Origin of the sequence: Paenibacillus sp. NEAU-GSW1, from assembly GCF_009737085.1 — a bacterium.
Taxonomy (GTDB): Bacteria; Bacillota; Bacilli; order Paenibacillales; family Paenibacillaceae; genus Pristimantibacillus.
This window is the reverse complement of record NZ_WOVL01000042.1, coordinates 1-26490: the sequence shown is the minus strand read 5'-3', so window position 1 is coordinate 26490 and position 26490 is coordinate 1. Positions and strand designations below refer to the sequence as shown.

Annotated in this window: 24 protein-coding genes and 2 pseudogenes; 22 read left to right on the top strand and 4 right to left on the bottom strand. The window is 48.1% G+C overall.

What is annotated here, in order from left to right; all coding sequences use genetic code 11:
- Positions 1-123 precede the first annotated feature (123 nt).
- The 8 genes and pseudogenes from GOM71_RS22775 to GOM71_RS22740 form a co-directional block, all read left to right on the top strand.
- Positions 124-672: pseudogene (locus GOM71_RS22775) on the top strand (transposase); the annotation flags it as partial.
- A gap of 287 nt (positions 673-959) precedes the next feature.
- Entirely contained in the window at positions 960-2237 is a 1278-nt protein-coding gene (locus GOM71_RS22770; RefSeq protein ID WP_156285321.1) for an Nramp family divalent metal transporter, read from the top strand.
- Between the two features lie 298 nt (positions 2238-2535).
- The gene (locus GOM71_RS22765) at positions 2536-3867 is read left to right on the top strand and encodes an ArsB/NhaD family transporter (RefSeq protein ID WP_156285319.1); all 1332 of its coding nucleotides are present in this window, start codon (positions 2536-2538) and stop codon (positions 3865-3867) included.
- Between the two features lie 107 nt (positions 3868-3974).
- The gene (locus tag GOM71_RS22760) at positions 3975-4691 is read left to right on the top strand and encodes a YebC/PmpR family DNA-binding transcriptional regulator (protein WP_156285317.1); all 717 of its coding nucleotides are present in this window, start codon (positions 3975-3977) and stop codon (positions 4689-4691) included.
- A gap of 10 nt (positions 4692-4701) precedes the next feature.
- Entirely contained in the window at positions 4702-4971 is a 270-nt protein-coding gene (locus GOM71_RS22755; protein WP_156285315.1) for a DUF2277 domain-containing protein, read from the top strand.
- A 203-nt stretch (positions 4972-5174) separates the two neighbouring features.
- Positions 5175-5516: a hypothetical protein gene (locus GOM71_RS22750; protein ID WP_156285313.1), complete on the top strand. Its 342-nt coding sequence runs from the start codon at positions 5175-5177 to the stop codon at positions 5514-5516.
- 143 nt (positions 5517-5659) lie between these two features.
- The gene (locus GOM71_RS22745) at positions 5660-6235 is read left to right on the top strand and encodes a sigma-70 family RNA polymerase sigma factor (protein ID WP_173275954.1); all 576 of its coding nucleotides are present in this window, start codon (positions 5660-5662) and stop codon (positions 6233-6235) included.
- A complete protein-coding gene (locus GOM71_RS22740; RefSeq protein ID WP_173275951.1) occupies positions 6186-7274 on the top strand; it encodes a DUF4179 domain-containing protein in 1089 nt (362 codons plus the stop codon). Before GOM71_RS22745 ends, GOM71_RS22740 begins: the two co-directional genes overlap by 50 nt.
- 79 nt (positions 7275-7353) lie before the next feature.
- Here GOM71_RS22740 and GOM71_RS22735 read toward each other — a convergent pair whose 3' ends face one another.
- The gene (locus tag GOM71_RS22735; RefSeq protein ID WP_156285309.1) at positions 7354-7893 is read right to left on the bottom strand and encodes an NADPH-dependent FMN reductase; all 540 of its coding nucleotides are present in this window, start codon (positions 7891-7893) and stop codon (positions 7354-7356) included.
- Positions 7894-8058: 165 nt separating this feature from the next.
- A complete protein-coding gene (locus GOM71_RS22730; protein ID WP_367649756.1) occupies positions 8059-9018 on the bottom strand; it encodes a helix-turn-helix transcriptional regulator in 960 nt (319 codons plus the stop codon).
- Positions 9019-9140: 122 nt separating this feature from the next.
- Here GOM71_RS22730 and GOM71_RS22725 point away from each other — a divergent pair, with 122 nt between their 5' ends.
- The 6 genes from GOM71_RS22725 (at position 9141) to GOM71_RS22700 (ending at position 13818) form a co-directional block, all read left to right on the top strand.
- Positions 9141-10034, top strand: coding sequence for an SDR family oxidoreductase (locus tag GOM71_RS22725; RefSeq protein WP_156285305.1), 894 nt, complete (start codon positions 9141-9143; stop codon positions 10032-10034).
- Between the two features lie 231 nt (positions 10035-10265).
- The gene (locus GOM71_RS22720; protein ID WP_156285300.1) at positions 10266-11309 is read left to right on the top strand and encodes a multicopper oxidase domain-containing protein; all 1044 of its coding nucleotides are present in this window, start codon (positions 10266-10268) and stop codon (positions 11307-11309) included.
- Between the two features lie 18 nt (positions 11310-11327).
- Positions 11328-12524: a ZIP family metal transporter gene (locus tag GOM71_RS22715; RefSeq protein ID WP_156285296.1), complete on the top strand. Its 1197-nt coding sequence runs from the start codon at positions 11328-11330 to the stop codon at positions 12522-12524.
- Between the two features lie 20 nt (positions 12525-12544).
- Entirely contained in the window at positions 12545-12748 is a 204-nt protein-coding gene (locus tag GOM71_RS22710; protein WP_156285294.1) for a twin-arginine translocase TatA/TatE family subunit, read from the top strand.
- Positions 12748-12894, top strand: coding sequence for a hypothetical protein (locus GOM71_RS22705; RefSeq protein ID WP_156285292.1), 147 nt, complete (start codon positions 12748-12750; stop codon positions 12892-12894). The genes GOM71_RS22710 and GOM71_RS22705 overlap by 1 nt, the downstream gene beginning before the upstream one ends.
- 66 nt (positions 12895-12960) lie before the next feature.
- Entirely contained in the window at positions 12961-13818 is an 858-nt protein-coding gene (locus GOM71_RS22700) for a chemotaxis protein (protein WP_156285290.1), read from the top strand.
- A gap of 68 nt (positions 13819-13886) precedes the next feature.
- Here the strand turns inward: GOM71_RS22700 and GOM71_RS25215 are convergent.
- Positions 13887-14147, bottom strand: a pseudogene (locus tag GOM71_RS25215) (transposase); the annotation flags it as partial.
- 344 nt (positions 14148-14491) lie between these two features.
- Here GOM71_RS25215 and GOM71_RS22690 point away from each other — a divergent pair.
- From GOM71_RS22690 to GOM71_RS22680, 3 genes are all read left to right on the top strand, one after another.
- Positions 14492-15394: a LysR family transcriptional regulator gene (locus tag GOM71_RS22690; protein ID WP_156285288.1), complete on the top strand. Its 903-nt coding sequence runs from the start codon at positions 14492-14494 to the stop codon at positions 15392-15394.
- Between the two features lie 110 nt (positions 15395-15504).
- Entirely contained in the window at positions 15505-17793 is a 2289-nt protein-coding gene (metE, locus tag GOM71_RS22685; RefSeq protein WP_156285286.1) for a 5-methyltetrahydropteroyltriglutamate--homocysteine S-methyltransferase, read from the top strand.
- A gap of 209 nt (positions 17794-18002) precedes the next feature.
- On the top strand, positions 18003-18488 hold the full coding sequence (locus tag GOM71_RS22680) for an HIT family protein (RefSeq protein ID WP_156285284.1): 486 nt from the start codon (positions 18003-18005) through the stop codon (positions 18486-18488).
- Positions 18489-18846: 358 nt separating this feature from the next.
- Here GOM71_RS22680 and GOM71_RS22675 read toward each other — a convergent pair whose 3' ends face one another.
- Positions 18847-19719 carry a LysR family transcriptional regulator gene (locus tag GOM71_RS22675; RefSeq protein ID WP_156285282.1) on the bottom strand — a complete coding sequence of 291 codons (873 nt, stop codon included), beginning with the start codon at positions 19717-19719 and terminating at the stop codon, positions 18847-18849.
- Positions 19720-19900: 181 nt separating this feature from the next.
- Here GOM71_RS22675 and zwf point away from each other — a divergent pair, with 181 nt between their 5' ends.
- The 5 genes from zwf to gndA form a co-directional block, all read left to right on the top strand.
- Positions 19901-21427 (top strand): glucose-6-phosphate dehydrogenase, encoded by a 1527-nt coding sequence (gene zwf / locus GOM71_RS22670; RefSeq protein WP_156285280.1) that lies wholly within the window; start codon positions 19901-19903, stop codon positions 21425-21427.
- Entirely contained in the window at positions 21411-23396 is a 1986-nt protein-coding gene (gene tkt / locus GOM71_RS22665; protein WP_367649757.1) for a transketolase, read from the top strand. Before zwf ends, tkt begins: the two co-directional genes overlap by 17 nt.
- Before the next feature lie 53 nt (positions 23397-23449).
- A complete protein-coding gene (gene fsa, locus GOM71_RS22660) occupies positions 23450-24115 on the top strand; it encodes a fructose-6-phosphate aldolase (protein WP_156285274.1) in 666 nt (221 codons plus the stop codon).
- Positions 24116-24165: 50 nt separating this feature from the next.
- Entirely contained in the window at positions 24166-25509 is a 1344-nt protein-coding gene (locus GOM71_RS22655) for a glucose-6-phosphate isomerase (protein WP_156285272.1), read from the top strand.
- Positions 25510-25536: 27 nt separating this feature from the next.
- On the top strand, positions 25537-26490 hold a 954-nt coding region (gndA, locus tag GOM71_RS22650; protein ID WP_156285270.1), incomplete at its 3' end, for an NADP-dependent phosphogluconate dehydrogenase.

Genomic DNA, 26490 nt, shown 5'->3' with positions numbered 1-26490 from the left:
GGATGAAAGACGTGTTGGAGACTGTCTTTACCTCCGTGCTTCAGTTTCTCATCGATGAAAACTACGTCAAGCTTGAACATTACTTCGTGGATGGAACGAAGATCGAAGCGAATGCCAATCGCTACATACAATACCTATCACAAAGAAAATACCAAAGCGTGGAAGCAAGACATTAGCAAATTCGAGCATTGGTTGTATGACGAGAAAGAAGACACGAGGACATACGCAGCAGGACAGAAACTTCTATTCCGTTATGAAAGCAGAAGTACCACGGAAAGTGGTTATGAAATTACCACTCGCCATTATCGCAGCCTTTCCTGTGAAGGCTGCCCGCTGAAGGAACGATGTACGAAGGCACAAGGCGAGCGTGAAATAAAGGTTAGCATGGAATATCTTCGCCTCAAACGACAAGCGAGGGAGCAATTAAAGAGCGAGGATGGATATGCATTATCGGTTCGACGCATGCACGAACCAGAGCGTGTGTTTGGCCAAATCAAGAATAACCGAGGATTCCGCCGGTTCCTACTTCGAGGCTTGCCGAAAGTCAGCCTAGAGGTCGGGTGGCTTCTTGCCCATCATTTGCTGAAGAAAGCTGCAAAGGATAAAAATCTAAAAATAGCGTTGCAGGTCCGCAACGTTATTTTTATGAAATTCACTTTTGTAATTTACTGATGCGAGCCATTTCTCTAGCGAGCGAACCTCTTTTGAGACGGCCCCTTTTTTGTTGCGCGTAAATGTCCGGTATGCATATATTATGGGCGAGAGCCGATTGCAAATGTGGTTTACTTTTGATGAGCGTAGGCTTATAATCGGATTTATAACTAAAAGTTGCATTAGGCAAACAAATATGGACGAGGAAAACTTCATTGACTTACGCCATAAATGGTTTTTTAACATGAATGAAACGCGCTACGCCGCCAAAAGACGGCGACAGCCGAATTACCTTAGGAGGAGAGAGAATGAACAATGATCATGTCATCACGGCTCAAGCCCATCCGCTCTCCGCAGAAACGGCGCCGGATACGAAAATGAATCGATTAAAACGATTGCTGCCTTTCCTTGGTCCCGCATTTATTGCGGCTGTCGCCTACTTGGATCCCGGAAACTTTGCAACCAATATTACAGCAGGGTCCACTTATGGGTACAGTCTGCTATGGGTCATTCTGGCATCCAATTTAATGGCCGTCTTAATCCAGTCATTGTCGGCAAAGCTTGGCATCGCAACGGGCAAAAATTTGCCGGAAGTCGCCAGAGACCGATTCTCGAAACCGGCATCCTTTATATTATGGATACAAAGCGAAATCGTTATTATTGCAACCGACTTGGCCGAGTTTCTTGGAGCCGCGCTAGGCTTATATTTACTTTTCGACATTCCGATGCTTTATTCGGCTTTAATTACGGCGGCGGGCTCCTTTGCATTGCTTGAGCTTCAGCGGCGGGGCTTCCGGGCGCTCGAGGCAGGTATCACAGTGATGATTATGATTGTCGTGCTTGCGTTTACTTGCCAGGTCGTATTGGCGAAGCCGGATTTCGGAGCCGTTGCCATGGGCATTGTTACGCCCTCATTTAAAGGGGTCGACAGCGTGCTTCTCTCGGCGGGCATTCTTGGCGCAACCGTGATGCCTCATGCCATTTATTTGCACTCCTCGCTGACGCAGCGCCGGATCGTCGGCCGCAACGACAAGGAGAAGAAGCGGATTTTCAAAATGGAGTTTATCGATATCCTTATAGCGATGCTGATCGCCGGCGCAGTTAATATGGCGATGGTCATTATCGCAGCAGCACTGTTTTTCAAGAACGGTTTGCTGGTTGAGGATTTGGAGATCGCATACCGGCAATTTGGCGAAATTGTTGGTCCTGTTGCGGCAATATCGTTTGGCTTAGCGCTGCTGGTTGCAGGTTTGGCAAGCGCATCGGTTGGCACGATGGCAGGCGATGTCGTCATGCAAGGCTTCATTAGAAGACGAATCAACCTTTATGTGCGCAGAGCAATTACGACGATTCCGCCGCTTGCGATCATTATATCCGGCGTTGATCCGACTAAGGCGCTTGTGATGAGTCAGGTTATACTATCATTTGGCATTGCATTTGCTCTTATTCCGCTAATCCTGTTTACGAGCAACAGGAAGCTGATGGGCGGTCTTGTTAACAAAAAGCCGACAACGATCGTGGGCTGGATGATTGCTTCGATCGTCATCAGTTTGAATTTGTTTCTTGTGTACCAAAGTTTTATTTAATGAGATTAAATTTTTGATCGAATAAAGGGCAATTCCTCCGCTTAAGGCAGGAATTGTTCTTTTTCTATAGTCATTATGCTTAGTCCGATAACTGTCATTGAAGGATAAACGTCATCAATTGATAGTAGTAGTTTTTAAGATTGATAGGGGTATTGACCCTTACAAACAATATGTCTTGTACGTATACATACATTACTTATTCGCATAGTTTCTGCATAGCGTAAATCAATCGAAGGAAGGAGGATGGCTTGGCCCGTGCAAATTACCTAGTCACCTTTACAAAAAGAGAGGTTAAAGCATGTATGACTTATCCGTCATTGTTACGATTTGTGCTTTTCTGTTTACAATCGGATTTATTTTTTGGCGACCGCATGTAAATGAAGCAATCCCGGCATCGATTGGCGCGATCGTTGTTCTGCTAAGCGGAACAGTCAGTCTAAATGACTTGAATCAAATATTGGACACGATAAGCGGCGCTGCCATAACGATCATGGCGACGATTGTGATGGCGATCGTGCTCGAAAGCTTCGGCTTCTTCTATTGGGCGGCGGAGCTTCTGACACGAAAGGCTAAAGGCTCCGGCATTCGGCTGTTTTGGCTCACAAACCTTTTCTGCTTTCTAATGACGCTCTTCGTCAACAACGATGGGAGCATTCTCATTACAACGCCTATATTATTGCTGCTGCTGCGTAATATGGGACTTAAAAACCATCAAAAAATACCTTATTTAATGTCAGGCGCATTAATCGCAACAGCCTCTAGCGCCCCGATAGGCGTCAGCAATATCGTCAACCTTATCGCATTAAAAATCGTTCATATGGATCTTTATATGCATACAGCGATGATGTTTATCCCCGCCTCGTTAGGGCTTCTGCTCTTAACCCTCCTGCTATTCCTCACGTTTTACCGCGTACTCCCGAAAAAACTTCCTCATATCCAGCAATGGAGCGTACAGCCCGGCAATCACCCGTTAAAGGGAGCTCAGCTGGACGCAAACCGCGTCTCGATCATGCGAAAAATCCTTTTCTTCGTGCTCGGCGTCAGAATCTCTCTGTTTGTCGCTTCCTACATCGGATTTCCAATATCGTTAACTGCCGTGATCGGTTCCGTAATTATGCTCGTGTGGCGCTGGTACGATTTAAAAATACCGCCTAATGATATGCTGAAAAAAACGCCTTGGCACATATTTGCGTTTGCATTCAGCATGTATGTTATTATTTTCGGCTTAAACAAAATCGGGTTGACGGAATGGCTTATTACATCGCTTCAACCGCTCATTTCGGGAAGCTTGCTGCATGTCAGCGTATTTATGGGGCTGCTGCTTACGATACTATCCAATCTCTTCAACAATCATCCCGCGCTTATGGTCGGAACGATGGCTTTGACGAATATGGGTCTGGATCCGCTGCAGTTGAAAATTGCTTATCTCGCCAGCGTTATAGGAAGCGATATCGGATCATTACTGCTGCCAATCGGTACGTTAGCGACGCTCATGTGGATTCACATCATCCGTAAAGGAGGCATAAAGTTCGACTGGTCGCAGTATTTGAAGGTTACGATCATAGTCATACCGATTACAGTTCTTTTTACGCTTATTATTTTGTCGTATTGGGTGATGTGGCTGTTCTGACGCGTTTCGCATCATTTGTTGGGCCGGGGCACTTTCGAATAGGCATCTACATCGGGTATAATAGATAGAGTCGATGTACAACCTCAATAGAAAGTGGGATCAGTTCAATGGGTCGCAAGTGGAATAACATTAAAGAAAAGAAAGCGTCGAAGGACGCTAATACGAGCCGAATTTACGCGAAATTCGGACTTGAAATTTATGTAGCAGCGAAGAAGGGCGAGCCGGATCCGGAATCGAACCGGGCGCTTAAGGTCGTTCTGGAGCGTGCAAAAACGTACAATGTGCCTAGAGCGATCATTGACCGCGCTATCGAAAAAGCGAAAAGCAGCGGAGACGAAAACTATACAGAGCTTCGTTACGAGGGCTTCGGACCGAACGGCGCGATGGTCATTGTTGACACGCTGACGAATAATGTAAATCGCACCGCTTCTTCCGTTCGCGCCGCATTTAGCAAAAACGGCGGCAATCTGGGCGTAAGCGGCTCGGTCGCATATATGTTTGACGCTACAGCTGTAATAGGTCTTACAGGCAAAAGCTTGGATGAAGTGCTTGAATTAATGCTTGAAGCGGATGTAGACGTACGCGACGTTTTTGAAGAAGAAGAGACGGTGATGGTATACGCCGAGCCGGATCAATTTCATGCTGTGCAAGAGGCGTTCAAAAATGCCGGCATTACAGAGTTTACAGTGGCCGAGCTGACGATGCTCGCGCAAAATGACGTATCGCTGCCGGCTGATTCGCTGCCGCAATTCGAGAAGCTGATTGACGCGCTTGAGGATCTGGAAGACGTTCAGCAAGTGTATCACAACGTCGAAATGGAATAGGAGAATGCTCATGTGCCGAAACATAAAAACGCTGTACAATTTTGACCCGCCGGCAACGGACGAGGAAGTTGAAGCGGCTGCGCTGCAGTTTGTCAGAAAGCTGTCAGGCTTTAACTCGCCGTCCAAAGCGAACGAAGAAGTGTTTCAGCAAGCGGTGCTGGAAGTGACGCAAGCAGCGAGGAAGCTGATGGATTCGCTCGTAACGAATGCCGATCCCCGCAATCGCGAGGTTGAGATGGAAAAAGCGCGGGCGCGAAATGTAAAGCGTTTCGGCGGATGAGTTCACAATAAAGCAAAGTGCAAGGGGACGTCTCGGCTTCCATTGGATGGCAGAAGAGACGTCTCTTTTTTGACTTTTTATATTTTTCGATTTTTAATCAAAATAACGGTTCCAGCTATGGCAACTGAACTTTTGCATATGATACAATATGTCTATTCTGACTGCTTGTTTTCATCATCATACTCAGAAGGGGCTGTACTATTTTGGCACTAATTACTTCTTTCAAGCTGCCTTGCGGAACGAAAGGCCATTATCCGGAAAAACTCGATTACTTGACACGCAAAGGCGGCATCTGCGTATTTTTTGTATCTTCCGACAAAACGGATGACAGCTATTTAATAGCGCCGGGAAAAAAATCGATTCAAATTATCGGTACAGGCTCCATTATTCAAGTGGCAACATGCTATGAGAGTATAGAATTAGAAGAGCAAGAGGTTGGAAATTCCTCTAATGAGTTCGCGTTTAAATACGCCGAATCGGAAGAGGTTTTCAAGAAGGCGCTGGAGAAAGTGGCGGAAGAAATTAAAGTTATGTGGGAAAACTAACTGAATAAAAAATAAAAGGACAAGCAGCTCTGACGACCAGTTGGGGCTGCTTGTTTTATGGAGAAATAAATTTCCTTGTAACCTGCTGGCGATGCCGGAGGTCTAATAGACGGAAAACAAGTGAAGGAAAGGAGATTGTTTCATTGGAGCAACAGACAGAACAAGATGTTGGATTCGCCCAAAAGGGCAACCAGCAATCGTTTATTCACTTGATTCAGCCGCTGGAGCTGCAAATGTATCAGATTGCAAAAGCGATATTGAAGAAGGATGAGGATTGCGCGGATGCGATGCAGGAAACGGTTCCTAAGGCGTACCAAGCGATTCCGAAACTTAAACAGCCTGCTTTTTTCAAAACGTGGCTGTTCCGCATTCTAATTAATGAATGCAATCGGATTTACCGCAGGCGCGTGCAAGTAATGGAATCGATTGACCGGCAGCAGGAAGGGTTCAGCGCGCATGCCGATTTGCGTCTCGATCTTCAAGAAGCGGTGTACCGCTTAGATGAGGCGTCGAGGAACGTCATCCTTCTGCATTATTTTCGCGATCTGCCGATCCGGCAGGTAGCGGAATTGCTTGATTTATCCGAAGGGGCAGTGAAAACGAGGCTGCACCGGGCGAGACATCAGCTTTCGGAGTGGCTTAATGAAAACGATGAAGGAGGAATTGAGCATGACTTATCGTGTAGAACGGCAGCTTCAACAGATGGGTCAAGAGGATAGCGGCACGCTGCCGGAAATGATACGCGTTCGGATGGATCAAACTTACGCAAAGCTAGGGGAACAGCCTCTCCCACAGCAACAGAAGAAGAAATCGAGGGGTGTTGCCTGGGTAAGCGCTTCGACCGCGGCCGCAGCTATTCTATTGTTAGGATCAGGATTTCTATTTCCTGTGATGGCGGAAGCTTTCAAAAATATTCCCATTGTCGGCAGCATGTTCCAAACGGTTGGCGATACTGGGCTTAGGAAGGCCGCCGAATTGGGTAAGACAAATGATGTCAATCAAAGTGTCACGCATGACGGTGTTACTTTCACCATATCTGAGCTCGTATTCGACAACAATCGTCTGTCGATGCTCTTGACCCGAACGACAGAAAGCGGCGAGCAGCAGTCGCTCAAGAAATGGCTTTCTCATGATAAAGACCATGAAACCCGTGTTAGTTATTTCGTTGACGGAAAGCCGCTGGATGCAGAATGGTCGCTTCAACATGGCTTTGAAGGCGCGGATAATACTGGCGTACTGTCGCTAGATCCAATGAAAATTCCGAAGCAGGATCAATTTGAATTGACCGTTGAAATATGGGACGCCGTGCTTGGGCAGCAATTCAGTTTGGCTTTCCCGGTCCAGAAAAGTGATATGGAAACGAACTTGGTACAAGTACCGCAAGCTAAAACGTTTGACCATATGACGATGAGTATTGAGCAATTTGCCATTACGTCGTCAACGATGCGTCTGGATATTTCGATTACTGGAGAAAGCGGACAATTGCTAAATCTGGAATCCATTGATGAGAAGTATAAATACAAAGAGATAGACGAGTTTAATTTGTACTACGAAATTGTAAACGAGAAGGGCGAAAAAGCGATTGAAATTGAAGGAGGCGGCGGGTTTAACGATGAAACGGGTATTTACCTTAATTCGATGTCGTTTCAGCCGTTTGCAGTTTTACCATCCTCGATAACGGTCAAGCCTTATATTCACGTCGGGAAAAACAAAACGTATATACCGGAGTTGGAGTTTGTACTGCCGGTGGAGCAATAGGGCGTAGGATTGCTTGCATTAGAAAAAGGACTGCTTCCTCGATGGAAGCAGTCCTTTTTCTAACGGTATGACCCGTCAATTAACGCAACGTTTTCAAAGCGCCGCTCCAAGCGATCACTTGGTCAAGCATGCCGTTCACGTTGTTCAAATGAAGATCGGCAGGCTTGAATACCGAGCCGTTCTCGAAATCTGTGAACAGCGACAATGCCGGATGTACGCGAACGTCCGCAACGGACAGCTCGCCAAGAATGCCGCGCAAATGTTCAGCAGCGCGAGCGCCGCCCACAGAGCCGTAGCTCACGATGCCGGCAGCTTTGTTGTTCCAAGCTTCGCGAGCGAAATCCAGCGCATTTTTAAGCGATGCTGTAATGCTGTGGTTGTATTCCTGAACGATAAATACAAAGCCGTCCAGTGTGTTGAGCTTTTCGTTCCATTTGCCGGCCTGTTCCGAAGCGTCAACTTCACCGAACATTGGAAGCTTGTAATCCGCGATATCTACGATCTCATAGTTAGCGTCGCCGCGTTTGTCAGCGATGCTTTTAACCCATTCTCCAACTTGCGGGCTCACTCGGCCTTGGCGAGTGCTTCCCAGAATAATACCGATGTTTAAGTTAGACATAGTTATTGCCTCCCGGTCAGTCAAAATGGTCATAACAATAGTAATATCTCCATATGTAGACGGAAATATTACACTTATAATAATTGTTATAATTATTATAGTCAAGATACTAACTTAAAGTTTGTTTAATGCGAGTGACAAACATTTGACAATTAATTTTGGATATTAATCGTCCTCGTATAAAGAGCTCATCGCTTGCACAGCTTTTTTCATCTGCATCCGAAGTTCAGGAGGGCGTATCGCTTCCGCATCAGCGCCATAACTTAGCAAAAGCTGGCACGCTGATTCCAGCGTTTGGAACATAATCTCCGCTGAAACGATCCCTTTGCCCGCGGAGGCGCTAATTATTTGTACATAGCGACGGTGCTTGAAAGCTTTGAACGCCTCCTCATTCATTCGAATAGAGGCGGGATATTGAGGCAATGTCCGCATAAATTGATTGGTCGACAGCTCCCAATAGGATGCCAGCTCAAAATGAGCGGGGTAGGTAAAATGTTCCTCCAATTTCATAGCTTGCTTCAATCGTGAAATCCGATAGCTTTTCACATCATCATCTGCGGAAGCAACGAGATACCAGACATTTCCTTTGGCTACAAGCCCAAGCGGAGCTACAGTCCTTTGCTTCGTCTCATTGTCTTTATCGTAGCGGATCTGCAACTTGCTTTGCTCCCAGATTGCTTCTTGAATGACCGGCAAGCAAGGGAAGGTTTCTTCAGATAGATGCCACCCTGCGCCGTCAATATGAATTTTTTGTTTGATTCTGTCCGCATGCTGGCGTATACTGCCGGGCGACGATGCGATGAGTTTCTCAACCGCGCCTTCATAATGCTTATGCATCCCGAGGTCTTGCAATAACCGGCTTTGCGAGCTGAAAAGTAAAGCGATCAATTCCTCCGTCTTCATTCCCGTCAAGTCGGTGCGGTATTGGTCGGAAAGCTCCCAGCCGCCATTCGTTCCGCGTTCTGCATAGACCGGGACCCCGGCGGAGCTTAGTGCATCCATATCTCTGGCGATCGTACGCTGCGAAACCTCAAGCTTGTCTGCCAATTGCTTTGTCGTTAGCTTTCCGTGATTTTGAAGCAGCAGCAATATCGATAATAAACGATCACCTTTCACTTCTGACACAGCCTTTCTTCCTACGCTTTTCATTTTTTATTGTATCAAATTAATTATGTCAAAGGTTGTCATATATATGGGGATATAATAGGGCAGTGAAGCAAAATAGAGTGAAAGAGAGGGCATGCGGAATGAAACCATTGGAAGGAAAAATAGCGGTAGTGGCGGGGGCAACACGCGGGGCTGGCCGGGCAATTGCAATAACGCTTGGAGAAGCTGGTGCTACGGTTTATTGCACGGGAAGAAGCGTTAGAGGAAAGCCGTCCGATATGCAGCGAATGGAGACAATTGACGAGACAGCGGAGCGGGTAACTGAAGCTGGCGGAAAGGGAATAGCCGTTCAGGTCGACCATACGGAAGAAGAGCAGGTGAAGAGGTTGTTCGCGCTAATCGCGCAGGAACAGCAAGATCGTTTAGATATACTCGTGAACGATATTTGGGGCGGAGATCCTTTAATTCAATGGAGCAAACCGTTCTGGGAGCACTCGCTTTCCGATGGTTTGCTTGTACAGGACCGTGCCGTCCGTTCGCATATGTATAACAGCTATTACGCGGCGCCTTTAATGGTTGCCCGGAAGAGCGGACTCATTATTGAAGTAACCGATGGAACAGCTTACAATTATCGCGGCAACTTGTACTACAGCCTTGCTAAAGTATCCAATATTCATCTCGCCGCCGCTATGGCAGCCGATCTACAGCCTTACGGCATTACGGCTCTTGCGGTAACGCCAGGTTTTCTGCGTTCGGAAGGGATGCTCGACCATTTTGGCGTGACGGAGCAAAATTGGAGGGATGCGATTACGGGCGGGATGCAGGATGCGGAGCATTTCGCCGAATCGGAAACGCCATATTTGCTGGCGCGAGGCGTTGCGGCGCTTGCGGCGGACCCGAATGTGAGCGAGAAAACGGGAAAAACGCTTGCAAGCTGGGATTTGTCGGAGGAGTATGGCTATACGGATATAGACGGAAATTCGCCTCATTGGGGCAGATACGCGAAGAAAATGGGCTTAATGCCTGAAGCATGAAGCAAGTAATCGGGGCTGCTGTTTCGAACCAACGGAACAGCCGTCTTTTTCTGCAAAGACAAGCCTTAATAAATTTATCTTTACAGGGGATGGTCTGTATTTTATATTAGCATAAAGAAATGTTTCGCTGGGGCAACTTTTTAACCTTTTGTTTACATTTGATTTTTTTTAACTATTTTTTTGCACATGGGCAAAACATTTTGCCGAGGACAAGAATGGAAGGTGGATGAGATGTCTAATCAGGAGAAGCAGCAATTTACGAGAAGAAGTGTGATGAAAATGGGTGCTGCAGGCTTGCTTGGCGTGCTTGGCGGAAGTTTTTTGAACCCGACTGCGCTTTTCGGCAAATCTGCGGCAGCGCATATGGAAGATCATTCGAAGCATGCGGTGAAGGATAAGCTTCATGCAGGCATGGCTCATGGTTACGATCCCGGGACAGAATCGACACCTGGGCTGGAAGCAGCTGTTAAAGCGTTAACCTCTTTTGATTACGGAGTCGTCAGCACGCGCGAAGACGGCAAGACGGTGCGCGAGTATCAGATTACGGCTTCGGAAACGGATGTCGAGATTGCCAAAGGCATTACCTTTCCCGGCTGGACGTTTAACGGGACGATCCCGGGTCCGACGCTTCGGTGTACGGAAGGCGATATTTTACGTATTCGATTCGGGAATATTTCGTCTCATCCGCATTCGATCCATTTCCACGGGATTCACAATACGAAGATGGACGGCATTGAACCTATCGCTTCAGGATCGGAATTCATTTATGAATTTGAGGCGAAGCCTGCCGGCATGCAATTGTACCATTGCCATGTGCCGCCGCTTGCGAGACATATTCATAAAGGGCTTTACGGCAATTTTATTATCGATCCGAAAAAGCCGCGGAAGCCGGCGAAAGAGTTTTCAATGGTTATGCAAGGATTTGACCTCGATTTGGACGGCGAGAATGAGGTTTATGCGGTGAACGGTTATGCCTTCGCTTATCAATCGAGACCAATCAAAGTGAAGGCTGGAGAATTGATCCGCATTTACTTAAGCAATTTTACAGAATTTGATCTCATAAACTCTTTCCATCTTCACGCCAATTTCTTTCACTATTACGCAACTGGCGCAGATCCTGAAGCGCGGCCTCAATACACGGATACGATAATGCAATGCCAAGGCGAGCGGGGCATCGTGGAGGTTGTATTTCCTGAAGCCGGCCGTTATATGTTCCATGCCCATCAGAGCGAGTTTACCGAGCTTGGCTGGATGGGATTTTTCGAAGCGGAGTAAGAGGGGAGGAACGTACAGATGTCAGTATTAGAAACAAAAACAGCGCCTGCAAGACGGATTAATTGGCTATGGGGCTTGCTGCCGGTTGTGCTCCTGGCTGCCGTGCTCCTGACTATTGTGAAGGCAGGTACAGGGGTCGAGGAGAAACAAGCCGCTCCGATCGAAGTGCTGAATGTAGAGAGAATCGTGCTGACGGATGGCGGATTTGAAGTGCGTGTGCTCAATTCCGGTCCTAAGGAGATTGAAATTGCACAAGTTGTGGTAGATGGCGCATTCTGGGATGCAGAATATGATCCTAGTCCAAAGCTTGACCGATTTGATCGTGCGACGGTATCGATTCCCTACCCGTGGGTGGAAGGCGATCCGAGCGAAATTAAGCTGATAACAACGAACGGCCTCATTTTTACAGGAGAAGTGGCGGCTGCGATGAAAACGCCAGAACCTAGTACAAAGCAATTTTCGCAATATGCTTTAATCGGATTTTATGTCGGCATCGTTCCTGTTGGGCTTGGCTTAATGTGGTATCCGTTTTTGCGGCGCTTCTCGTCCAAAGGCATTCAAGCGGTATTGGCGCTAACGGTCGGATTGCTGTTCTTTCTTGTTGTCGATACGATTCAGGAAGGTCTGGAATTAGGGGCCGAAGCGCCCGGCTTATATCAAGGGACCGGCATCGTATGGTTTGGCGCACTACTCAGCTTTTTGTTGCTGCTTGCGGTTGATCAAGCCGGTTCGCGGAAATCGAATGCAGCGCTCTATCCGGTTCGTGTCTCCTATAAAATAGCCGGAGGGATCGGACTTCATAATCTCGGTGAAGGGCTGGCGATCGGCGCAGCGTTTGCATCAGGAGAAGCGGCTTTGGGTTCTTTTCTCATTATTGGTTTTACACTGCACAACATTACCGAAGGAGTTGGCATCGCAGCGCCGCTATTGAAAACGAAGCCGGTATGGCATACGTTTATCGGGCTGGCATGCTTGGCAGGCGCGCCTGCCATTATTGGAACCTGGGTTGGCGCGTTTGTGTTTAACGATACGCTTGCGGCTTTGTTTTTCGGCATCGGAGCGGGAGCGATTATTCAGGTCATTTACGCTATCGGCAAAATGATTGCCAAAGATGCTGCAGCAGCCGGAGCGCCGGTCGTTACGTGGTTGAATTTCTTCGGAGTCGCGCTTGGCATCGCGCTTATGTATGTGACTGCGCTGCTCGTTAACTTTTAAGAGGAAAAGAGGAATCGACAATGCCAAATATAGGTATAACCGGGATTGTGCTGCTTGTCGTGTTGGCCTTGCTGCTGTTCGGGCCGTCTAAGCTGCCTCAATTAGGCAGAGCGATTGGAACAACGTTCAATGAGTTCCGTAAAGGCGCCAAAGGATTAATGGACGCGGAGGATGACGGCGGGCAGCAAAAAGAATCTGCAAGCAAGAAGAATACGGATGCATAATGATTACTTATAAAGATCAAGTATGGATTCCAGCATCTCCATATGCAGTCATGCACTGGTTTTTACAGATGGATGAAGTGCAATATTTGGCTTGGCATAAGGATCATCAAGCGCAATGGTTCTCTTCTGATGAGGCGTCGACCTAGCAAATGGTTCTAACGATATTGCTGCGCAACATATGTTGTAGCAATATCGTTAGGGAGGGGATCCAATTGTCGCAACCATTAGCCGTCATTGTGATCCATGGTTTAGGCGCTCAGGAGCAAAATTTTGCCGACCGTTTTATCGAACGATTGAAGAAGCGATATACGAAAGTAACGGGTGAAAGCGATCCGGGAAGACATCTCGTTTTTAAGCCGATTTATTGGGCCAAGCTTCTGGAAGATAAAGAGGACGAGCTGCAGCGTAAAATGTTTCAGCCGAGCGCGGTTCGCTACAAATGGCTGCGCGAAATTGTTATTCATTATCTTGCCGACGCCGTTGCCTATCAGCCGCTTGAAAATCATAATAATATTTATAAAGAGGTCAATGGTACGATTAGCCGCGCGTTGAACGCATTGTCCGCCCAAATTGGCGGCGACGCTCCGCTTTGCGTCATTTCCCATAGTCTTGGCACCGTAATCGCCAGCAATTTTTTCTACGATTTGCAGTACTCCAGCGCGTGCGAGCGGGTCGATTCGACTCATTCGGGTTCAACGTCGCCATTAGAACGCGGAGAGACGCTGTCACTTTTCTACAGCTGCGGCACGACGCTGCCGCTGTGGAGCTTGAGATACAGCGGATTCGACAGACCGATCCATGTGCCGACAGAGCAAATGAAAGTAGATGCTCCGAATGTTACAGGCGAATGGATCAACTTTTACGACAAGGACGATATTCTGGGCTATCCGTTAAAACCGATTCATGAAGCTTACGAGAAAGCTGTTAGGGAAGACATCAGGGTCAATGTCGGAGGCTGGTTGACCGGATGGACTCCGCTTAGCCATAACGGCTATTTCAATAGCAGCAAAGTGATTAACCGGATGGTCGAAGGTTTGTCCGCTGCATGGAAACAGGTTAATTTGAAATAGCAGGCAAGACATGGAGAGAAGAGAAGAAGGGGCCGTATCAAAAGAGGTTCACTCGCTCCTTTGCAGCTTTCTAGGCCGACTTTCGGCAAGCCTCGAAGCAGAAGCCGGCGGAATCCTCGGTTATTCTTGATTTGGCCAAACACACGCTCTGGTTCGTGCATGCGTCGAACCGTTAATGCATATCCATCCTCGCTCTTTAATTGCTCCCTCGCTTGTCGTTTGAGGCGAAGATATTCGATGCTAACCTTTATTTCACGCTCGCCTTGTGCCTTCTTACATCGTTCCTTCAGTGGACAGCCTTCACAGGAAAGGCTGCGATAATGGCGAGTGGTGAAACGGAACATTTAAACCCATAGCTTCGCTTGTGATGCGAGGTCGTTGCCTCTACCAGCTCAAACATGGTCAATGGTAGCAATGGAAGAACAGTTTAAATGACGGGGTATAGCCCCAAATGCGCAGACGTTCTCACGGCTACCGCCATCGTATAACGGCCATAAAGAAAGGCCAACCAGAACATTCTGGTTGACCTAATAATACGAAATGTGCAGTTTGCTGTTTAACCTAAATAAAACAGGGGGGATCCCATCGTCATTTTAATGACTTATGGGACACCCCCTGTTTTAGGTATAATGGGAGAGTGCGATAAGGTTTGGGATCTAGGAGGGAAATGTCATTGACTTTGCAACAGTTGAAATATGTGATCGAAGTTGCTACCCGGGGTTCGATTAATGAGGCGGCTAAACGATTGTTCATCTCACAGCCCAGTCTCTCTAATGCGATCAAAGATTTGGAGGAAGAGCTGCAGCTTGCTATTTTTGAAAGATCTAATAAAGGAATATCGCTCTCCAAGGAAGGAATCGAATTTCTTAGCTATGCCAGACAGGTTGTTGAGCAAGCGGAGCTGTTGGAGAATCGTTATTTGAACGCGAAGCCGTCGCCGCAGCATTTTTCCGTGTCGACACAGCATTATGCCTTTGCAGTTAACGCATTCGTGAGCTTGGTGCAGGAGCATGGCCAGGAGGAGTACGAGCTTATGCTGCGAGAAACGAAAACGTATGAAATTATCGAGGACGTTAAAAACTTGCGCAGCGAGATCGGCATTCTGTATATAAACGAATTTAACGGCAAAGTGATAAACAAGCTGCTGAAAAGCGCCAATTTGCAATTTACAAGCTTGTTTACAGCAAAACCGCATATTTTTATAAGCATTAATAATCCGCTTGCCAAGCAATCGATTGTAACGATCGACGAGCTCCAGGACTACCCTTACTTGTCATTCGACCAAGGCGAGTACAACTCGTTTCATTTTGCCGAAGAAATATTGAGCACGTTGTCGCATAAGAAAAGCATCCGGGTAAACGACCGCGCGACGCTGTTCAATTTGTTGATCGGCTTGAACGGATACACGATTTCAACCGGTGTTCTAAGCGCCGATTTGAACGGTAACGAAATTATTCCGGTGCCGCTTGATTGTGAGGAAACGATCAATGTCGGCTGGATTTCGCATAAGAATGCATCATTATCCAAGCTTGGCGCCGCATATATCGAAGCGCTTGAACAGGCGATTTCGCATTGATGGGCGGGATATAGTCAATGGCTATAACTGGATATAGTTTATTACAGTTACACTATACCTTCGATTCCATGTTATCTTTCTCGTAACAAATCGAATGGGAGTGTTGCAGGATGGTTAAGAGCAGTGTTTTGGGGTATCCGCGCATCGGCGCAAATCGTGAATGGAAAAAGGCGCTGGAGGCGTTTTGGGCTGGCAAGCTGGAGGAGTCGGAGCTGCACGCTCAGCTTCAAGACATTCGATTGAATCATTTGCGCAAGCAGCAGGAGAAAGGCATTTCGCTAATTCCGGTTAACGATTTCAGCTACTACGATCAGGTGCTGGATACAGCGACGATGTTCGGTATCGTTCCACAACGTTTCGCGTATTCGGGCGGCGCTGTTCCGCTTTCAGTCTACTATGGCATTGCTCGCGGGACGAAAGAGGCAGCAGCAAGCGAAATGACCAAATGGTTCAACACCAACTATCATTACATCGTTCCAGAATTGGATGGCGCGACGCCGGCGCTTACGGAGAACAAACCGCTGGCTGCATACCGCGAAGCGAAAGAAAAGCTCGGTATTGAAGGCAAACCGGTCATTATCGGACCTTTGACGTTCCTGAAACTTTCGAAAGGCTATAAGCAGTCGGAAATGGATGGCTGGATCGATAAGTTACTGCCTTTATACACGCAAGTGCTTCAAGAGCTTGAGCGCGAAGGCGTGCAATGGGTGCAAATCGACGAGCCGATCCTCGTGACGAAATGGGATGCTGCAGACTTGCAGCGTTTAAATAAAATTTACAGCCATTTTGCTGCAGCCGTTCCCGGCTTGAATGTGCTGCTGCAAACGTATTTCGAATCGGTTGAGCAATATAGCGATATCGTATCGCTGCCGGTACAGGGCGTCGGCCTTGATTTCGTTCACGGCTTGTCCGGAAACGCTGCGGCGCTGAAACAATTCGGTTTCCCCGAAAATAAAGTGCTGTTTGCGGGTGTAGTTGACGGCCGCGGCATTTGGAAAGCATCGCTTCGCGAGAAGCTCGCTCTGATTGAAGAGCTGTCTGAGTTTGTGCCTGCAGATCGGCTCATTATTCAGTCCTCTTGCAGCTTGCTGCACGTTCCGGTAACAGCTGGCCAAGAGCAGAAGCTTGTGCCGGAGTTGAAAGGCGCGCTCGCTTTCGCAGACGAGAAGCTGGATGAGATTGTTTTGCTGACAAAAGCGGCTGTATCCGGCGAGGCTTCGATTGCGCAAGAAGTTGAGGCTTGCGAGTCTGCATTGGATCAGCTTCGTCAATCGGCAGCGCGCAACCGCAAAGAAGTGCAGCAAGCCGTTGCCGTTATTGGCGCGCAAAATCCGGTTCGTAACCTGCCATTCGCTGAACGCCACATCGCGCAGCAAAACAAATGGAATTTGCCGTTGTTCCCGACAACAACGATCGGCAGCTTTCCGCAGTCTGCGGAAGTCCGCAAAGCCCGTCAGCAATGGCGTAAAGGGGAATGGGACGAAGAGAAATATGAAGCGTACATTCGCGAGCAGATTGATCTGTGGGTGGAGCTGCAAGAAGAGATCGGATTGGACGTGCTCGTGCATGGCGAATTCGAACGGACGGACATGGTTGAATTTTTCGGCGAAAAGCTTGCCGGATTTGCGTTTACGCAATTCGGCTGGGTACAGTCTTACGGCTCCCGTTGCGTAAAGCCGCCAATCATTTATGGGGATGTCGCATTTGAGGCGGCTATGACTGTCGAAGAAACGAAATATGCGCAGTCGCTGACGAATCGCCCGGTAAAAGGGATGCTGACCGGTCCGATCACGATTATGAACTGGTCGTTTGTCCGTGACGATATTGCGCGCGAGCAAATCGCTTATCAGCTGGCGTACGCGCTGCGTCAAGAGGTGGAAGCGCTGGAGCAAGCGGGCATTGGCATGATTCAAGTAGACGAGCCTGCCGTGCGTGAAGGATTGCCGCTGAAAGAGAACGATCAAGCGGAATATTTGGACTGGTCGGTTAAAGCGTTCCGGATGACTACTTGCACGGTGCAGGATACGACGCAAATCCACACGCATATGTGCTATTGCGAGTTCCATGACATGATCGACTCGATTGAGGCGATGGACGCCGATGTCATTTCTATTGAAACGTCCCGCAGCCATGGCGAGCTGATTCACAGCTTCGAGGAAAATACGTACAAGCTTGGTATCGGCCTCGGCGTTTATGATATTCACAGCCCTCGTGTCCCTGGAGTAGAAGAAATGACAAGCATGATCGAACGCGCTCTGCGCGTTCTTGATCCGAAACTGTTCTGGATCAATCCAGACTGCGGCTTGAAAACGCGCGGCGCGGAAGAAACGATCGCTTCGTTGCGCAACATGGTTGAAGCGACGAGAATTGCCCGTAATCAACACGCGCTGCAGGTTTAATTGTAAATGAGCTAGAAGAAGACCGGTTTAGGGGTAATCCTTTGCCGGTCTTTTTGCTTTTCTAAATTTTAAATGGGTTGCTATAATGATGAGGACTATTCGGGCAGAGACATGCGCATAGCCGTTTTGGAATTTGTGAGGGGCAACGAATGCGTATCGTTAGAGTATAAGTGAAATCGAGAACGATTAGAGGGGACGGATTGGCGATCATGGCGAGATTCATTACGTTAGCTGACGGAAGAACCGTTGAGGTTGTATGTCTTAGCTGTGCATTGACGGGCGGATTAATTAAGCCGACGGGCGGTGTTATTTATGAAACGGATCGGTTTCACGTTCATCAAGACGTTGCGTATCCGATTCGCGGACTGGTCATATTGGCATCGAAACGGCATTTTTACGGGATGGATGAACTGACGGATGAAGAGAGTGCGGAATTTGTTTCATTAATAAAGAAGATCCGGCGAGAGCAAAGAGAGCGATTGGGGATCGAAAGCGTGTATTACTTCTATAATGAAGATACGACGCATCATTTTCATTTATGGATGGTTCCCCGGTATGATTGGATGACTGCGTTTGGCAAGTCGGTAGAATCAGTCAGACCTGTGCTGTTGCACGCTAGACATAATATGAACGACGAAGTGAACATGGCGAGCGTGATCGAAGGTATTCAGTTGTTGCGGGAAGGATTGAACTGAAAGGGCGCTCTCCCGTTACAGATGGTGCGATGGGGAGCCGTATTTCTGGTGTCTCCACTCGAGAGTGATTGCAGCGCTGTGCTCTATTTGGTTCGTATCCAGTTGTTTAAGGTGCATTTGTACATTAAACAATAATGTAATTGCGGCTGTGAGAGCTGTAACGTACAAATGTACATTAGATCGCTGAACTGGTGGGAGCAGGAGAGTGAATTCTGATGTTGAAGGTAATCTGGCGATAAGGGTTAGTCTGAAAGAAATCGGGGCCCCGGATATCATATTAAATGACGGCTGGGCGCCCCGAAGTGAGGAACAGGTCGTATTTAGTTGTTCGGTTGTCAGCAAAATTTCACAAGCTTAACTACCGAACAAGCTCGATAAACTTCTTCGCCGCGATGGACAGCGGCATATTCTTCATCGTCATGATGCCTACGTGAGACGGGGGAAGCGGTACGTCCAGTTGAATCTCAAACAGCGAGCCGTCTTCAAGCTCGTTGGATACGAATTCACGCGTTACATACGAAATGCCAAGACCTCTGCGCGCGAATTCGATGAGCAGGTCAACGCTGCCGACTTCGATCTCAGGTTTGAGATTGTAGCCGTAGCTTTGGAACAATTCCGATATTGCCATTCGAGCCCGGCTGTTGCGGGAGAACAGAATGATCGGATGCTTTTGAAGCATCTCCAGCGTCAGTATTTGGCCTTTGAGCTCCTTGTAATGCGCTCCTGCTACAAAGCAATCCTGCAGTTGAATGCTCTCGCGCACATCCAGCTGAGAATCGCGGATCGGCATCCGTACAACGCCAAGATCGATTCGTCCTTCTTTTAGAAAAGAGATGACCTCAGGCGTAGTGCCGTGATTTAGATGCATCCGGATGCCGGCATGCTTCGAATGAAACTCCTCTAAATAAGGAAGCAAGTAATGCTTGAATAGCGAATCGCTTCCCCCAATCCGCAATTCGCCGCTATCCAGGTTTTTCAGCGCGGCCATTTTCTCTTCTGCCAACGAAATTAAAATTTGCGACTGCTCGATGTACGAATAGAGAGTTGCGCCCTCTTGCGTTAATTCGACACCTTTCGAATTGCGGAAAAACAAAGAGATCCCGAAGCTGTCCTCTAATTGTTTGATTGCGTGACTGACGCTCGGCTGCGTAAGATAAAGCGCTTTCGCAGCCTGTGTGAGACTTCCTGTCTTGGCTGCCCAGTAAAAAACTTTGTAAAGTTCGTTGTTCATAGACGCTGTCTATATCTCCTGTGAAATATATTTATTTCATGTATGACCTCAAAAAGTATTATAGTTGATTTAAGAAAAAGAAACTAGAGCAAGCAATCAAGAAACTTTAGATGTCACTTTAACTGACACGAAGGTAACGATGATGATTGTATAGAAAGCTCTACTGGAAGGAGAGAGAAAGATGGAGGCAACTACTTTTGTATTGTTTGGAGCTACAGGGGATTTGGCTAAACGAAAAATTTTCCCGGCCCTGTTTAATCTGTTCCTTGATCAGAAGCTTCCGAAATCCTTTTCCCTGATTGGACTTGGAAGAAGAGAGCTGACGGATGAATCGTTCCAAGCAAATGTCGAACAATCTCTTCGTCAATTTTCCCGACGCGAGGGAAATAACACCGCTTTGGTGAAAGACTTCCTGCGTACGTTCCATTACCGCGTATTGGATATCGGCCGCAAGGAAGATTACTATAAACTGCTTGAGCAAATCGAGAAGCGTGAAACGGAGCTTAAACTTGCGCCGAATCGCTTGTTCTACTTGTCGGTTGGACCTGAGTTTTTCGAGACGATCGCAGCAAACATTCAAGAAAGCGGGCTTGGTTCCGCGAAAGGCTGGAAACGTCTTGTTATTGAGAAGCCGTTCGGCCACGATTTGCAATCCGCACGCGAGCTGAACGAAAAGCTTAGCAAAGCGTTCAATGAGGATGAGGTTTACCGGATTGACCATTACCTTGGCAAGCCGATGGTTCAAAAGCTGGAGTCGCTTCAGCAAACGAATTCGATCGTACAGGCGCTCTGGAACAACAAATATATTTCCAACGTTCAGATTACAGCTAATGAGACGGTTGGCGTAGAAGAGAGAGCCGGCTATTACGACCACGTCGGCGCTATCCGCGATATGTTCCAGAACCATATGCTGCAAATGCTGATGATGACTGCGATTCAGCTTCCGCATAAAAGCGCCGCTGATAAAGTGCGCTTCAAGAAGAAGCAAGTCATGGAGGCGCTTGAGCCTTTGCAAAAGCTAGATGTTGCAACGAAAGTCATCCGCGGCCAATACAGCGCAGGCTCGATGCAAGGCAAATCGGTAAACGGCTATACTTCAGAACCCGGCATTACAGCAGGTTCGAAGAATGATACGTTTATCGCTGCAAAATTGCAAATTGACGACTTCTTCTGGCGCGGCGTGCCGTTCTATATCCGTACCGGCAAACGCATGAAAGAAAAGTCGACACGTATCGTCATCGAGTTCAAAGAGCTTTCCAGACAATCGATCTCGGAAGGCGAAGAGCAAACGACGCCAAACCTTCTTATTATTGAGATGAGCCCGAAAGAGTCGATTACGCTGCAATTGAATGCGAAAGATTCGAACAACAAAGGCGAATTCAAGCCTGTTCAAATCGACTTGCATACTGCCGGCAAAGATGCTCCTGAGGCTTACGAAAGCTTGATCCACGATGCGCTGAACGGCGATCCGACATTTTTCGCGCATTGGGACGAAGTTGAATTGTCGTGGAAGTGGGTTCAACCGATCCTGGAAGCATTTGAGGAGAACCTGGTTCCGCTTCATCTATATGAGGCCGGCTCATACGGACCCGCCGCGTCTGACGCGCTGCTTGCGGAGGACGGTTTCCACTGGTGGTTTGACGAAAAGGCTGAGACAAAAATTGAATTAGAAGGAGAAAAACAATATGCCTATAACACAAACAATTGATCAACTAGCAATTGACACGATCCGCACACTTTCTATCGACGCTATCAACGCTGCCAACTCCGGTCATCCGGGTCTGCCAATGGGCGCTGCTCCTATGGCATATGCGCTTTGGGCAAAGCAAATGAATTACAACCCAGGCAACGCAAAATGGTTTAACCGCGACCGTTTTGTTCTGTCGGCAGGTCATGGTTCCGCGCTGCTTTACAGCTTGCTTCACCTGACTGGCTATCAAGTATCCATCGAAGACGTTAAAGCATTCCGCAAGCTGAACAGCAAAACGCCTGGTCACCCGGAATTCGGCCATACAGACGGCGTAGACGCGACAACAGGTCCGCTTGGACAAGGTATTGCAATGGCAGTCGGCATGGCAATGGCGGAAGCGCATTTGGCTTCTAAATTCAATCAAGACGGCTTCCCTGTAGTCGACCATTACACCTATGCGCTTGTTGGCGACGGCTGTCTAATGGAAGGTATTTCCTATGAAGCAATGTCGATGGCAGGCCACATGAAGCTCGGCAAACTGGTCGTGCTTTACGATTCGAACGACATTTCCCTCGACGGCGATTTGAACCTTTCGTTCGGCGAGCAAATTCAAAAACGCGCAGAATCCGCGAACTGGCAATATCTTCGCGTAGAAGACGGCAACGACGTTGCAAGCATTGTGGAAGCAATCTCCGCTGCTAAACAAAACGAAACACAACCGACGCTTATCGAGATTCGTACGATCATCGGCTACGGCAGTAAAGTAGCAGGCACAAACAAAGCGCACGGCGCTCCGCTTGGCGCTGAAGAAGCGAAAGCGACAAAAGCGGCTTACGGCTGGAACTACGACGAAGATTTCACAGTCCCTGCTGACGTTAAAGCGCACTTCGAGCAACTGAAGCAAGCTGGCGCAGGCAAAGAAGAAGCTTGGAACAACCTGTTTGCCGCATACAAAGCGCAATATCCGACACAAGGCAAAGAGCTTGAGCAAGCAATCGACGGTTCCGTTCTTATCGATGCTTCCGATATTCTTGCTTTCGATTCTTCCAAAACGGTATCCACTCGCGTTGCCAGCGGTGATGCGATCAACCATTATATCAAAACGGTTCCTTCGATCTTCGGAGGCAGCGCCGACTTGTCCCACTCGACAATGACGGACATTAAAGGCGAACCGAAATTTGCAGTTGACAGCTATGCAGGCCGCAACATCTACTTCGGCGTTCGCGAGCATGCAATGGGCGCTGCGGGCAACGGCTTGGCGCTTCATGGCGGCGTTAAACCTTTCGTCAGCACATTCTTCGTATTCAGCGACTACTTGCGTCCGTCGATTCGTTTGGCCGCTCTGCAAAAATTGCCTGTTACTTACGTATTCACGCATGATTCGATCGCGGTTGGCGAAGACGGTCCTACCCATGAACCTGTAGAGCATTTGGCTGCGCTGCGCACGATTCCTGGCATGACGGTTATCCGTCCAACAGATGCGAATGAAACATCGAATGCCTGGGCTTACGCGTTGCAACAAAACGAAGGTCCGGTTGCGCTGATTCTTAGCCGTCAGAACCTTCCGATCTACGAAGCGACGAAAGGCAATGTCGATGGCGTTGCAAAAGGCGCGTACGTACTGACAGAAACAAACAACAAACCGGATGTTATTCTGATTGCTACCGGTTCCGAGGTTTCGCTTGCAGTCAGCGCGAAAGCTGAGCTTGAGAAAGACAACCTTTCGGTACGTGTTGTTGCAATGCCTAGCCGTGAGCTGTTCGAACGCCAAGCGAACGAGTACAAGGAAAGCGTGTTGCCGGATTCCGTTTCGAAACGCGTTGCAATCGAAGCAGGTATTTCGCTTGGCTGGGATCGTTTCACCGGCAAAGACGGCAAAATTATTTCCATCGATACATTCGGCGCTTCGGGCCCGCAAAACCAAGTTATGGAATACTTCGGCTTCACTACTGCTAACGTTGTCAAAGTAACGAAAGAATTGTTCTAATTTCTATTATCTAATAAAAATAAATTACTCATAATAAATTGGAGGCTATTACAATGAAATTTTTCATCGATACAGCAAACCTGGCAGACATCAAGAAAGCTTATAAAGTCGGCGTATTGTCCGGCGTAACAACAAACCCTTCTTTGGTTGCCAAAGAAGGCGTGAAATTCGAAGACCGCATTGAAGAAATTTTGAAAGAAGTGCCAGAAGTGGAGTCCGTATCTGCTGAAGTAACGCCAAACGCGATTACTGCTGAGCAAATGATCGAAGAAGCAAATGAATTGATCAAAATCAACAACTACGACAAAAACATCACAATCAAATTGCCAATGACGCTTGCTGGTCTGGAAGCTTGCCGCTACCTGACTAAAAAAGGCGTTAAAACGAACGTTACGCTGATCTTCACTGTAAACCAAGCGCTTCTGGCAGCTCGTGCAGGCGCAACTTACGTATCGCCGTTCCTCGGCCGTTTGGACGACATCTCGGAAGATGGCGTACTGCTTGTAGCTAAAATCGCTGAACTGTTCCGTGTGCATGGTCTTGAATCGCAAATCATCGCAGCTTCGGTTCGCCACCCGGACCACGTTACTCGCGTAGCGATGGCTGGCGCGCATATCGCAACGATTCCGTTCAGCGTAATCGAGCAATTGTCGAAACACCCATTGACAGAACAAGGCCTTGAGAAATTTGCTGCAGACTGGAAAAAATCGGGTCTGTAATAAATATTTGACGAAATAACGAATCAGCAAGTACAAAGGAGACGTTACAGATGGGAATTTCTTTTGATTATTCCAACGCACTTTCGTTTATCCAACAGCATGAAGTTGATTACTTTAGCGAGTTTGTAAATGTTGCGCACCGCAACCTTCACGAGAAACAAGGTGCAGGCAGCGATTACTTAGGCTGGGTTGATCTGCCGCTTCAATACGATAAAGAAGAATTTTCCCGAATCAAACAAGCTGCGGAGCGCATCCGCAGCAACTCCGAAGCTCTGGTCGTAATCGGCATCGGCGGTTCCTACCTGGGCGCACGCTCTGCAATCGAATCGCTGTCGCACACGTTCCACAACCAAATTGCCGGAAATACGCAAGTATACTTTGCCGGGCAAAATATCAGCTCGACATATGTGACTCATTTGCTTGAGCTGCTTGAAGGCAAAGACATCTCTGTCAATGTTATTTCCAAATCCGGTACAACGACAGAGCCGGCAATCGCATTCCGTATTTTCAAAGATTACTTGGAGAAAAAATACGGCAAAGAAGAAGCGAAAAAACGCATCTTCGCAACTACGGACGCTTCCAAAGGCGCTTTAAAAAAGCTTGCTGACGAAGAGGGCTACGAAACGTTTGTCATTCCAGACGACGTTGGCGGACGCTACTCCGTGCTGACTGCTGTCGGCCTTCTGCCAATCGCAGTAGCCGGCCTGAACATCGATAAAATGATGGAAGGCGCTGCAGCAGCGGCGAAGAAGTATAACAACCCGGATCTTGCGACTAACGAAAGCTATCAATATGCGGCTGTCCGCAATGCGCTGTACCGTAAAGGCTACACAATCGAATTGCTGGCGAACTTCGAGCCGTCGCTGCACTACGTATCCGAGTGGTGGAAACAGCTGTTCGGCGAGAGCGAAGGCAAAGACCAAAAAGGACTTTACCCTGCATCTGTTGATTTCTCGACAGACTTGCACTCGATGGGTCAATACGTGCAAGAGGGACGTCGCGATCTGCTCGAAACGGTGCTTGCAGTAGGCAAACCGCGGGTTGAACTGACGATTCAAGAAGACGAGGGCAACCTTGACGGCTTAAACTTCATCGCTGGCATGACAATGGACGAAGTCAACAAGAAAGCGGCAGACGGAACTCGCCTTGCTCACGTTGACGGCGGCGTACCGAACCTGGTCGTGAAACTCGACGAGCTTAACGAATATACGTACGGCGAAATGGTATACTTCTTCGAGAAAGCTTGCGGCATCAGCGGACATCTGTTGGGCGTAAATCCATTCGACCAGCCGGGCGTAGAAGCGTATAAAGTGAATATGTTCGCATTGCTTGGCAAGCCTGGCTTCGAAGCTCAAAAAGAAGAGCTTCTCAAACGTTTGGCAGCAAAAGAGTAATAATATAGAGAGCGGAGGAAGAGAGAAATGAGCAAACAGCAAATCGGCGTCGTTGGTTTGGCAGTAATGGGCAAAAACTTGGCCCTTAACATTGAAAGCAGAGGTTTTACCGTTTCGGTCTACAACCGTTCGCGTGAAAAAACGGATGAATTGATTAAGGAATCGGCAGGTAAAAATCTCGTTCCAACTTATACCGTTGAAGAGTTCGTGCAATCGCTCGAATCGCCTCGCAAAATTCTGATCATGGTTCAAGCGGGCGCAGGTACGGACGCAACGATCGATTCTCTTGTTCCATTCCTGGACAAAGGCGACATCATCATTGACGGCGGCAACGCTTATTTCCCTGACACGCAACGCCGCAGCAAAGCGCTTGAAGAGCAAGGCATCCGCTTCATCGGCACTGGCGTATCCGGCGGCGAAGAAGGCGCGTTGAAAGGCCCTTCCATCATGCCTGGCGGCCAAGAATCCGCTTATAAGCTTGTTGAGCCAATTCTGACTGCAATTTCGGCAAAAGTCGGCCACGACGCTTGCTGCACATACATCGGACCGGACGGCGCAGGCCACTACGTTAAAATGGTCCACAACGGCATCGAGTACGGCGACATGCAGCTTATCTGCGAAGCGTACGACCTGCTCAAAAACGTGCTTGGCGTTAGCACGGAAGAGCTTCACAGCATCTTCACAGAGTGGAATAACGGCGAGCTCGACAGCTATCTGATCGAGATCACTGCTGACATCTTCTCGAAATACGACGAAGAAACAGGCAAAGCTATGGTAGACGTGATCCTTGACTCCGCAGGCCAAAAAGGAACTGGCAAATGGACGAGCCAAAGCTCGCTCGACCTGGGCGTTCCGCTTTCCATCATTACGGAATCGGTATTCACGCGTTTCCTTTCCGCAATGAAGGAAGAGCGCGTTGCAGCCAGCAAAGTGCTGAGCGGCCCGCAAAAAGCGCCTTTCCAAGGCGACAAAGCGGCGTTC

Coding starts and splice junctions, on each gene's coding strand:
- GOM71_RS22680 (WP_156285284.1), top strand. CDS start 18,003: ATGGCGAGATTCATTACGTTAGCTGACGGAAGAACCGTTGAGGTTGTA.
- GOM71_RS22755 (WP_156285315.1), top strand. CDS start 4,702: ATGTGCCGAAACATAAAAACGCTGTACAATTTTGACCCGCCGGCAACG.
- GOM71_RS22760 (WP_156285317.1), top strand. CDS start 3,975: ATGGGTCGCAAGTGGAATAACATTAAAGAAAAGAAAGCGTCGAAGGAC.
- GOM71_RS22725 (WP_156285305.1), top strand. CDS start 9,141: ATGAAACCATTGGAAGGAAAAATAGCGGTAGTGGCGGGGGCAACACGC.
- GOM71_RS22655 (WP_156285272.1), top strand. CDS start 24,166: ATGGGAATTTCTTTTGATTATTCCAACGCACTTTCGTTTATCCAACAG.
- GOM71_RS22765 (WP_156285319.1), top strand. CDS start 2,536: ATGTATGACTTATCCGTCATTGTTACGATTTGTGCTTTTCTGTTTACA.
- zwf (WP_156285280.1), top strand. CDS start 19,901: ATGGAGGCAACTACTTTTGTATTGTTTGGAGCTACAGGGGATTTGGCT.
- GOM71_RS22735 (WP_156285309.1), bottom strand. CDS start 7,893: ATGTCTAACTTAAACATCGGTATTATTCTGGGAAGCACTCGCCAAGGC.
- GOM71_RS22740 (WP_173275951.1), top strand. CDS start 6,186: ATGACTTATCGTGTAGAACGGCAGCTTCAACAGATGGGTCAAGAGGAT.
- GOM71_RS22710 (WP_156285294.1), top strand. CDS start 12,545: ATGCCAAATATAGGTATAACCGGGATTGTGCTGCTTGTCGTGTTGGCC.
- GOM71_RS22720 (WP_156285300.1), top strand. CDS start 10,266: ATGTCTAATCAGGAGAAGCAGCAATTTACGAGAAGAAGTGTGATGAAA.
- GOM71_RS22675 (WP_156285282.1), bottom strand. CDS start 19,719: ATGAACAACGAACTTTACAAAGTTTTTTACTGGGCAGCCAAGACAGGA.
- metE (WP_156285286.1), top strand. CDS start 15,505: ATGGTTAAGAGCAGTGTTTTGGGGTATCCGCGCATCGGCGCAAATCGT.
- GOM71_RS22705 (WP_156285292.1), top strand. CDS start 12,748: ATGATTACTTATAAAGATCAAGTATGGATTCCAGCATCTCCATATGCA.
- GOM71_RS22715 (WP_156285296.1), top strand. CDS start 11,328: ATGTCAGTATTAGAAACAAAAACAGCGCCTGCAAGACGGATTAATTGG.
- fsa (WP_156285274.1), top strand. CDS start 23,450: ATGAAATTTTTCATCGATACAGCAAACCTGGCAGACATCAAGAAAGCT.
- GOM71_RS22770 (WP_156285321.1), top strand. CDS start 960: ATGAACAATGATCATGTCATCACGGCTCAAGCCCATCCGCTCTCCGCA.